12 protein-coding genes and 2 tRNA genes are annotated in these 9,031 nt (G+C 48.5%); 9 read left to right on the top strand and 5 right to left on the bottom strand.

Annotated features, from left to right (window positions below):
• Positions 1 to 123 precede the first annotated feature (123 nt).
• Positions 124 to 789 (top strand): recombinase zinc beta ribbon domain-containing protein, encoded by a 666-nt coding sequence (locus HYT77_02820; GenBank protein ID MBI2066926.1) that lies wholly within the window; start codon positions 124 to 126, stop codon positions 787 to 789.
• On the opposite strand, the gene HYT77_02815 is transcribed toward HYT77_02820, so the two are convergent.
• A tRNA-His gene (locus HYT77_02815) sits at positions 760 to 836 on the bottom strand. The two genes, HYT77_02820 and HYT77_02815, sit on opposite strands and share 30 nt — an antisense overlap.
• 215 nt (positions 837 to 1,051) lie before the next feature.
• Between HYT77_02815 and HYT77_02810 the strand changes: the two genes are divergently transcribed.
• Entirely contained in the window at positions 1,052 to 1,564 is a 513-nt protein-coding gene (locus tag HYT77_02810; protein ID MBI2066925.1) for a hypothetical protein, read from the top strand.
• Here the strand turns inward: HYT77_02810 and HYT77_02805 are convergent, their stop codons facing one another.
• Positions 1,565 to 1,978 (bottom strand): hypothetical protein, encoded by a 414-nt coding sequence (locus HYT77_02805; protein ID MBI2066924.1) that lies wholly within the window; start codon positions 1,976 to 1,978, stop codon positions 1,565 to 1,567.
• A gap of 171 nt (positions 1,979 to 2,149) precedes the next feature.
• On the bottom strand, positions 2,150 to 2,647 hold the full coding sequence (locus tag HYT77_02800) for a peptidylprolyl isomerase (protein ID MBI2066923.1): 498 nt from the start codon (positions 2,645 to 2,647) through the stop codon (positions 2,150 to 2,152).
• Positions 2,648 to 2,803: 156 nt separating this feature from the next.
• On the opposite strand from HYT77_02800, the gene HYT77_02795 reads away from it, so the two are divergent.
• A tRNA-Arg gene (locus tag HYT77_02795) sits at positions 2,804 to 2,877 on the top strand.
• Positions 2,878 to 2,975: 98 nt separating this feature from the next.
• Positions 2,976 to 3,548, top strand: coding sequence for a hypothetical protein (locus tag HYT77_02790; protein ID MBI2066922.1), 573 nt, complete (start codon positions 2,976 to 2,978; stop codon positions 3,546 to 3,548).
• Between the two features lie 31 nt (positions 3,549 to 3,579).
• Here HYT77_02790 and HYT77_02785 read toward each other — a convergent pair whose 3' ends face one another.
• Positions 3,580 to 4,047: a hypothetical protein gene (locus tag HYT77_02785; protein MBI2066921.1), complete on the bottom strand. Its 468-nt coding sequence runs from the start codon at positions 4,045 to 4,047 to the stop codon at positions 3,580 to 3,582.
• A 294-nt stretch (positions 4,048 to 4,341) separates the two neighbouring features.
• Between HYT77_02785 and HYT77_02780 the strand changes: the two genes are divergently transcribed.
• Together HYT77_02780 and HYT77_02775 are read left to right on the top strand one after the other, a co-directional pair.
• Positions 4,342 to 5,181, top strand: a complete 840-nt coding sequence (locus tag HYT77_02780) for a TIGR02147 family protein (GenBank protein MBI2066920.1) — start codon at positions 4,342 to 4,344, stop codon at positions 5,179 to 5,181.
• 110 nt (positions 5,182 to 5,291) lie between these two features.
• Entirely contained in the window at positions 5,292 to 6,245 is a 954-nt protein-coding gene (locus tag HYT77_02775) for a hypothetical protein (protein ID MBI2066919.1), read from the top strand.
• Between the two features lie 481 nt (positions 6,246 to 6,726).
• Here the strand turns inward: HYT77_02775 and HYT77_02770 are convergent, their stop codons facing one another.
• The gene (locus tag HYT77_02770) at positions 6,727 to 6,894 is read right to left on the bottom strand and encodes a hypothetical protein (protein MBI2066918.1); all 168 of its coding nucleotides are present in this window, start codon (positions 6,892 to 6,894) and stop codon (positions 6,727 to 6,729) included.
• Between the two features lie 66 nt (positions 6,895 to 6,960).
• Between HYT77_02770 and HYT77_02765 the strand changes: the two genes are divergently transcribed.
• From HYT77_02765 to HYT77_02755, 3 genes are read left to right on the top strand one after another with little or no spacing between them, the layout of a single operon-like run.
• Positions 6,961 to 7,560 (top strand): type IV toxin-antitoxin system AbiEi family antitoxin domain-containing protein, encoded by a 600-nt coding sequence (locus HYT77_02765; GenBank protein MBI2066917.1) that lies wholly within the window; start codon positions 6,961 to 6,963, stop codon positions 7,558 to 7,560.
• Positions 7,557 to 8,468 (top strand): nucleotidyl transferase AbiEii/AbiGii toxin family protein, encoded by a 912-nt coding sequence (locus HYT77_02760; protein ID MBI2066916.1) that lies wholly within the window; start codon positions 7,557 to 7,559, stop codon positions 8,466 to 8,468. Before HYT77_02765 ends, HYT77_02760 begins: the two co-directional genes overlap by 4 nt.
• Positions 8,459 to 9,028, top strand: a complete 570-nt coding sequence (locus tag HYT77_02755) for an exonuclease (protein ID MBI2066915.1) — start codon at positions 8,459 to 8,461, stop codon at positions 9,026 to 9,028. The genes HYT77_02760 and HYT77_02755 overlap by 10 nt, the downstream gene beginning before the upstream one ends.
• Positions 9,029 to 9,031: the final 3 nt, after the last annotated feature.

Raw genomic sequence — 9,031 nt, 5'->3', positions numbered from 1 at the left:
CTGCCCTTTCATCCTCTTGTATTTGGATTCCATATTTCCTCCTTCAGACCAGGAGTAGCATATCTTTTTGTCAATTGGTACAAATAATAGATAAGCATGTAGACTTATGGGACCTAACTTTTTTTGTTCCTAATAGGCAACTTCCTTGGCCTTGCCTCTTGTTCTGCGTGCGGTTGCTCGATAACGGCAGAGCGACAAAAAGGTCATCACTATTACCGTTGCACAAAGAAAAGAGAGTCATGTGCTGAACCGTATGTCCGTGAGGAAAATCTGGTTCAGCAAATCCAAGCCGGGATTTCCAAGGTCGCTCTGCCTCCCCCTGTCTTTCAAAAGATGCTGGCCGAATGGGCCAAGGAGCGGGACACAACGAGCCAACCGATTGCCGAAATGAAGATCGAGCTTGCTGAGAAGCTCCCTGAACTCCAGGTCAAGCTCGATCGGCTTTTGGATGCCCATTTAGAGGGGCTTATCGAAAAGGCAGAATATCAGACCAAAAAAGAGGCCCTGCTCAAATCCAAGGTTGGGTTGGAGGAGAAATTGAAGCAGTTAGAGCAGGGGGCAATCGGTTGGCTCGAACCTTGCCGGGAATTCCTGGAAGCGGCTCACCAGGCCCATCAGGTGGCGGCCAATGGAAATTTAGAATCCCTCAAAGAAACAGCCAAAAAGATCGGCTCGAACTTCCGGCTGGCGGCGAAAACCCTGCGTTTTGAATACACTTTGCCGTGGCGGCTTCTGGCCGCCACGGCCGATTTTGAAAATTGGGGTGGGCTATCGGATTCGAACCGATGACCTCCAGGGCCACAACCTGGCGTTCTAACCAGCTGAACTAAGCCCACCATATTGGTTCAAGATCAAGTCGGGATCTCTAGTGGTTTGGGGTTGAAAATTCAACCGTTAATCCACCCTGTCCTTGTCCGTACTTTTCCAGAGTACAAAAAATGCCCTCAAAGAGTAATTTTACACACCATAGATAACTTTCAGTCGACTCCAAAAAAAACAGACAGAAGAATTCATTAGAGATGTCAATTGTGGAATTCTGGGAGGGGTGGTTATGCCCAAAGGCTCACTAAGTAATGTTCCTGGCCTGAAATATGTGAGACAAGAACAGATGAGTGACCCATGGGATACGACCGTGCGGGGTGATTGTGAGAAAGTTCGTCGACGCGAATATCGATGGATAGCGGGTGAAGTCACTACACAGGCGTGGTTCCGAGATTACTATCGTATTACAAACCCTGAGGCTTATCTAAAATGGGATCGACGTTTTGCAATCCTAACATCAACCGCTGTGACTAGTATCGGGTTTGCTATGGCAACAAGACTGATCAGAAGAAGAAATATTTCATTAGTTGTTGCTGCGGTTACTGCAGGTATTGTCTTTTTTTTGATGGAAGAGATCACCTTCGCCTGTGCACAAAATTTCACCAAAAAAGATATTCGCAAGGGAGGGGTTTATTCGACTGCTGAAATCCGTTGGATCGAGAAAAGAAGAATTGACGAGAACCCTCCTGCGGGGGGCTCCCATTGCTCACCCGTCTCTACAGTCATCATTCAAACTGAATAATCAGATAAGACCGCACTTCATGGTCTTGAGCCCATCCTGAAAAAAGACATTTATTTTGCCGGGGTGAACCAAACTTACAACCAGTCCCACACCGAAGAGCCGATGCTCAATATGGTCATCCAGCAAATAAGTCTTATCCATGGCATAAGCTTTTGGTGTTTTATTTTGCCGGCCAAGTTTTGCGCGCCATTCCGCTTCTTGATCCCTCTGGGAAGATGACGTTCGCTGACTCCGCACCTTCCCCTCACCAGCTTTGGCAGGGGCTGATTTGCGATAGCTCCGCTCGGTATTGCAGGTTAAGCAGAGAGCCCTTTTGGGGCGACCCGCCTCTACCCGAATGATCCGCTGATTCAGTTCGAGTTTGCATTTTGTACAGTAGCCAATCACTTCGTCCATCATTTTATATTCTGTCATAGTGTCTGCATCTTTAGATCGAATCAGATAAAGCTGCAATCTGTTAAAATAGGATTTCTGATCTTTCACAATAAAGACAACGATTCCATGGCAGTAGCTTACGTCAAATATGCGTGGTCATGGCGTTTAGAGCCCCAAAGGGGGCAGTTTCGAATGCTGATAAGGATTATGCTACGGAATCTCAATGCCGTTGATCTTGTCCCCCACGCGGATCTTTTTCACAACATCCATCCCGGAGGTGACCTTCCCAAAAACGGTATAGTTGCCATCCAGGAACGGTGTAGCCGCAAGGGTGATATAAAACTGACTCCCGCTGGAACGTTTCTCCGGGTTCACCTGATCTCCCAGACGGGCGGTCGCCAACGCCCCCTCCACATGTTTGTGGGGGTTATTTTTGATCTCCGCTGGCAAATTATAACCAGGTCCTCCCGCTCCTGTCCCTTCCGGATCTCCCCCCTGAATGACAAAATTCTCAACGACCCGATGAAAGGTAAGGTTGTTATAAAAACCTCCCTTCGAGAGATTCACAAAGTTAGTGACGGTAAGGGGGGCCTCCTTCGGGTACAGCTCAAGGGTGATATCCCCCTTCTCAGAATGGAGGATAGCCTTCGTGTACTTTTGAACTTCTTTGAGCGGCTGTTTTGGTTCAGTAAATTTTATGTCTGCCATTGTCACCTTTCCGGCCTCCAAAAGGGCCAAAAAAACCAAGATCGAGATTGGTTTGATTTTCCTATAGATCATGAAGGGTGCTTATTTCATGTTCCCCCTTAAATAGCAGCATTTTTCTGCAAACCGCTTGCGCACAATCCGACTCTCGTAACTAATGCGCCTGTAGCTCAGAGGATTAGAGCATCAGACTTCGAATCTGAGGGTCGCAGGTTCGAATCCTGCCAGGCGCGCAAAAGAAAGGGAGTGGTGACAAGAGAACGTTTCTCTCACACCATTTTTTCTGGAGTGCCGATAACTATTCCAGAAAGGGAGGCGAAGAGGCAGGAAAATGGCATCTATAATACATCCCGTTCCTCAAAGAATTAATGCACCAGCAGAAGATCCTGTTTCCTTAAAGACTTACTTGTTTTCGATGGGGGTCTCAATGGCCAAGAAGGATCTGGGGGAAAGCCCCAATGATCAGGAGCCGACGGTTGTGTTAGATCCTAAACTTCGAGAAAAGTGGCCTCTGCAAGTTTTCCGAGGGGCTGTTCACAGAACCTTTTATGCCAATGACCAGAATTTAGGGCTTTCGGTCGATCCAAATTTCCAAAGATTCTTTGAGAGGCTCTCAAGCCAAAGGAAGTATTTTCTGGACTATATCGGTTGCCAAAATGGCTACCACACGGCATCCGACTGTTCTGGCAGTGGGAACTCCTCTGAGTTTCTCGCCTCACTTGCCACATCGACCTATTCACGACACTTTGTGAAAAGGATGAAGAGGGAACTTCCGAGATATCGCACACCCTATCTTGAGTCCCTCAGAGAATTAAGGGATCTTGTCCGCCGAAAGGCCTCACGAGAGACGCCGCTTTGTAGAAGGATTTCATTGATACTCGATTACCTCGCTGGATCTGATTGATCTTATCTTGTCGTGTCAATTTCGTATCAATTCATGACCGAAGACCCGACCAGCAGATCCAGCCTAATAAGAAAAGAAGTCCATATATCACGACGGCAGTCCACAAACCGGAGTCTTGCTTGTCCTGAGAAGAATAAGAATCTGGTGGGGAAGGACTCACAGCGACTACTCCGTTACAGTTGATCGCATTCGGAGAAGGACTTATAGGCCCAGACTGATCTGTGATTGTCATCGTGGTCAGCTCATCAAAGACCCGTTGTCCAAGACCCCACTGAACCGCTCGGGCGCACCTCTTAAAATCCTCAATAAGTTCTCGCTCAGATCGGCTATCGAAGAGATACAAATCGCGATAATCGGCACGATGTTCCTCAGATTCGCAAGGTTGATCAACAACGGCTCCCCTCGAGTCGGTTTGGACATACCGTGCCCTTGCAACGATCCATCGCTGATACCCTGGAGTAGCGCTTAGTATTGGCTCTATTTCACCTTCACCACCCATAACGCTCCTTATTCTCAGGCTTCTGTAGGAAACAGTTGTGATAAACAACCCCACAACGAAGAAAAACTGTTCTCTGTAGAGACCACTTCGTAACCACCCGAAGCGGAATTTGAGCAATTTTCGCATCCCACCACCGATAAATAGACCTGAGGGACAAAGGACAAAATTGGGTCTCCGTACCCCATAAATGTCCGACCCGAGCAGATAATGGAAATAAGCTCTTTTAATTACAGCTGGTTAGATAAGCCCAATCAAACGGTGCCTTGGCAAGGTGATTGCTACATAAAGGGATCGATGATCTCTATCTTCGATTATTCAGACTACCGGTCATTTATCAGCGACTGGTTTCTTGCCGCCAAGAAGAAGAATCGCCGCTTTTCGCTGCGCGCCTTTGCTAAAAATGTCGGCCTAAGCGCCCATAGTTACCTGAAGTCTCTCATGGCGGGGACAAAGCAGCTCTCTTTGGAGGCGGCCAAAAAGTTCGCTTGTGGCATGAGGCTTTCGCCAGATGAAGCGGAGTACTTTGAGCTCCTGGTTCGTGTAACACTCGAGACTGATGAGTCGACACGCCTCCGGTTGAAACATCAATTGAATCAGCACCAGGAAGTCCAAAAGATGCAGATCCTGCTCCAGGATCATCTGGAATTTTATCGCCAGTGGTATCACCCTGTAATTCGCGAGATGATTTCGCATGAGGGTTTTCGAGAAGATCCTGTCTGGATCGCCTCTTATCTTCAGCCACAGATTGCTCCACAGCAGGCCCAACATTCACTGGAACTGCTGCTTCGACTCGGTCTTCTGGAGAGAAACAAGACAGGTCAATTAAAACCGACCGCCAAGAACCTTTCGACGGGTGCGGAGGTGAGTGGCCTGAGCGAAATGGTCCGCAGCTACCACCGCTCCGTAATGGAGCTTGCGAAAGGTTCTCTCGAAGTGGTGCCAGAAACGATGCGTGATATCAGCGCGATCACCTTTTCCGTGCCGGCCCATCTGATCCCACGCTTGAAGAACGAGCTGGATCAATTTCGGAATAAAATTGTCCGGATCACCTCCGAGAGTCCCTCTGGGGACACGGTGGTTCAGCTTAACCTTCAATTATTCCCATTGACCGTGGGTTGGATGCGACAACAATGAAACTCGTGAAGAACTATTTTATTTTACTCGGTATCATCGGTTGGCTCTCGGGCTGTCTGGGCAGCACTCCTCCCTCAAACTCTGAGATAGAGGGCGGGGATAGCTCCTCAATGAACAACCAGACGCCATCTGAGGCAGGTGGTCATGGGGAAGGAATGACGGGAGACACCGAAGAGAGTGGAGAGGATGACGACACCTCGTCCCCTGGGGCGACAATCACGGGAAACCCAAGACCCAATGGTGGCAGTAAACCGATGGGGCTTGTCTTTCAGGCATTGAGCTTTAGTCGCATGGATCAAGAAGCCACTCCGAGTGACACCAAAGTGATCAGTGCGCCTACTGTGGTTTTGGATATTACGGCAGAAACCGCTTCCGAAGAGACAGAAATCTTGGTCCCGGAAGATCCTTTTATCGTCGACCTGGTTTCCGGCGAACTTCTTACTGAGGCCTCCCTACCGGATCCTTTCTGGTCTGCTGAACCTGAAACTGATGAATCAATCGATGTCACTCCAACCGTTGCGCGTGATCTTCCATCTCCATCGACAGGACTGGATCAGCCAAAACAACGAGGTGATTTACCGACGGTTGCCGGATTATCGGTCCGAGAACCGCTACCGGAGGCAGATCAAGACGGTTCGTACGGTAGACTGACTGTCACCTTCGGACCCGTTCCGGAAAACGACCCATTGTGGCAGACCGACTGGGGTCGTTCCCTGAACAATAATAGCCAAGTGATCCGAATCTATGACCCCATCAAGGGGCTTCCGATACTCTTCCGAGTCTCCAAGTGGGGCAGTCTGACAGCCACCTATCCGGCAGCGCTTGAGGGGGCAGAAAATCTGCTCATGAGTTTTGATACCGATCTCTGGCTGGACGGGATCGATCTGAACAACCCTGGATTTAAACATCGTCTGAAGGGGATCGAGGGGGACCTGATCTACATTGACAGTCAGGAATTTCCCGAAGTGATCCTTCAGTTTATTTCAAACCTGTCTGCCTCCGTCCAAATCTTTGCCGACATAAACGGCAATCGTCGCCTCGATCCTGAGGAATTTATCCAGTAGCTGACCGTTCTCTCGAGAGACCAGTTTGTATGCTGTTTCTCTCTTCATTTCACAACGTCGTGTTGAGCCAGACGATGAGAGTAGCAAAGGTGACAAGGCTGATGGCTCAGTGTCGCCGCCAGAATGGAAAGAAAACGGGGAGTGAGAAAACAGGGTTAAAAATTGTATGTCGGAAACCACCATCATTCAGAGGAGTTTTCGTTGCTACATTCCACCACATCACCGCTATTGGAGGTTGGGTCCGAGACGAATTAACTGCGAAGGAGAGGCACTGAGATGGATGCGAGAAGAGGTGAACCGTCGACTCGACAACTTTTATTGCAACAGTGAGCGGATTCCATCATGGAGTGGGTCAAGAAGATTTGGGCATAAACAAACCTATCTCGTGGTAACCTGCTTCGGAAAAGCAAAAGAAACACCTCCCCCAGAAAATTCCACTCCGTGCCCAAACAACCGCTCTCCCTAGAAACCAGTTTTTTCTCTATCGACGGCATTGCTGGACTTGATTTTTACGGCCATTTTCCCCTCTCTCGTGGCGTTTTGCGGCGATTCCCGGTGACAATTCTTTGATCTTGGCATTTGGTGGTAATGGGTTGCCATCGCCATCAACCATCTGGATATCGACCTTGATCTGTTGAGAGCGTTTCATGGATATCCTCCCTGTTATGTAAATTTTTAGCTATACTTATCAATAAGTATAGCTTATATTTTACGAATGAAAGATACTGAAATCATTCAGTTTATGAAAGAACATCGTGGTTATGCCAGAACGACGGACCTGCTCAAAGAGGGAATTTCTTTCAGGGATCTCAAAAAACTGCTTGAACAGGAGCGGATTGAACAGGTCAAGAATGGGCTTTATCGTCTGAGAGATGAGGATCGGACGCCACTCCGGGATTTTGTCGATGTCTGCCAGGCGATCCCCAAGGCGGTTGTCTGTCTTTACTCTGCCCTATCACACTATGAACTCACCACGTTCATGCCGACGGAGATCATGGTTGCCATTCCCCAAGGGTATCATGCCAACAAGATCGCCTATCCCCCCATCCGTGCGTTTCATTTTTCAAAGAAGCAATACGAGGTGGGTATTGAAACCGTCAAAACGAAGGAAGGGATCTATCGAATCTATTCTCCTGAAAAATCGGTGTCTGACGCCTTTCGATTCAGGAGGAAACTCGGTGACGACACAGCCAAAGAGGCGCTGTTCACCTATCTGGAAAAGAACGATAAGGATCTCAAAAAACTGCTCGATTGTGCAGAGGTTTGCCGCATGGGTAAGGTGATGAAACCATACATCGAGGCGCGGATCGGATGACAAAAGAGATCAAAAACATTGCGGCCTCGGTCAAGGCAAGGCTTCTCAACTACGCCAAAAAAGAGGGGATCGCGTTTAATCGTATCCTCGTCTATTATTTTCAGGAGCGATTTTTGTATCGCGTCTCGATTTCGGAATACAAAAACAAACTGATCCTCAAAGGGGGTGCGCTTCTCCTCACTTTGGATATCAACAAGGGGCGCCCCACGAAGGATATCGACTTCCTCGCCCAATACGAAAACCTCGATCATGCTACCGCAGAGAAGATCATTCGTGAGATCGTCGCCATTCTCATAGATGACGGTGTCGTTTTCGATCCTGCTTCCGTAAAGTGTTCCAACATCCGTGAGGACGGGACAATCAACGCCCTTCGACTTCGTTTTAATGCCACCTTGGGGTCAGCCAGGGGAGCGATGCAGATTGATATTGGTTACAAAGATTCCGTGATTCCTGATCCCATTCTGTTCCAGTACCCAACCTTGCTTGACTTTCCTGCACCGCAACTCAAAGCGTATTGTTGGGAAACCGTAATAGCGGAGAAATTCGAGGCGATGACCAAACTCCATTTTCTCAACAGCCGCCTTAAGGATTTTTACGACATCCTTTATTTGGCGAGAAAGCAACCATTTGAGGGGAAGCAGATTCAAGAGGCGATCGCAGGGACTTTCAAGAAGCGCAATTTGTCACTTGATGAGACACCCGTCGTGTTCACCGACAAATTTATGAATGATGAAATCAAAAAGATCCAGTGGAAGGCATTCTTGAGAAAGACCAACCTTGTTGCCGAGGACAACTTTGCTACAGTGGCGGCGTTACTCAAGGAGTTTCTGGCTCCCGTTGTCACGATGATCGCGGGGGACAAACCATTCACCAAGGTATGGGACCATCAAAAATTCCAATGGGTGTGAAGAAACCTGAAATCTACGTCAGCACAGATGTGGAAGCCGATGGGCCGATTCCGGGAATGAACTCTATGTTGAGTTTTGGGTCGGCGGCTTATCTGGCAGACAAGAAACCGATCGGCACCTTTACCGCCAATCTGGAAACTCTGACGGGTGCGACCACTGATCCCAAAACGATGGAATGGTGGAAAGGGCAACCGGAGGCATGGAAGGCGTGTCGATCCAACTTACAGCCTCCGGAAAAGGCGATGCAGGATTATCTCGTTTGGTTAAAGGGCTTGCCCGGTATCCCGGTCTTTGTCGGCTATCCGGCGGCGTATGATTTCCTGTTCGTCTATTGGTATCTCATTCGATTCACGGGCGAGAGTCCATTTTCTCATTCGGCACTCGACATCAAAACGTTGGCGATGGTTTTACTGAAAACGGGCTATCGTCAAGCCACGAAGAAAAATATGCCAAAGAAATGGTTTGACCCGCTCCCTCATTCACACCGAGCGTTGGATGATGCCATCGAGCAGGGAGCGCTGTTTTGTAATATGTTGGCGGAGTTGCAAAAACTGACTTGATTT

It is taken from the genome of Deltaproteobacteria bacterium (assembly GCA_016180855.1).
Lineage (GTDB): Bacteria > UBA10199 > UBA10199 > JACPAL01 > JACPAL01 > JACPAL01.
This window is presented reverse-complemented; position numbering and strand designations above follow the sequence as displayed.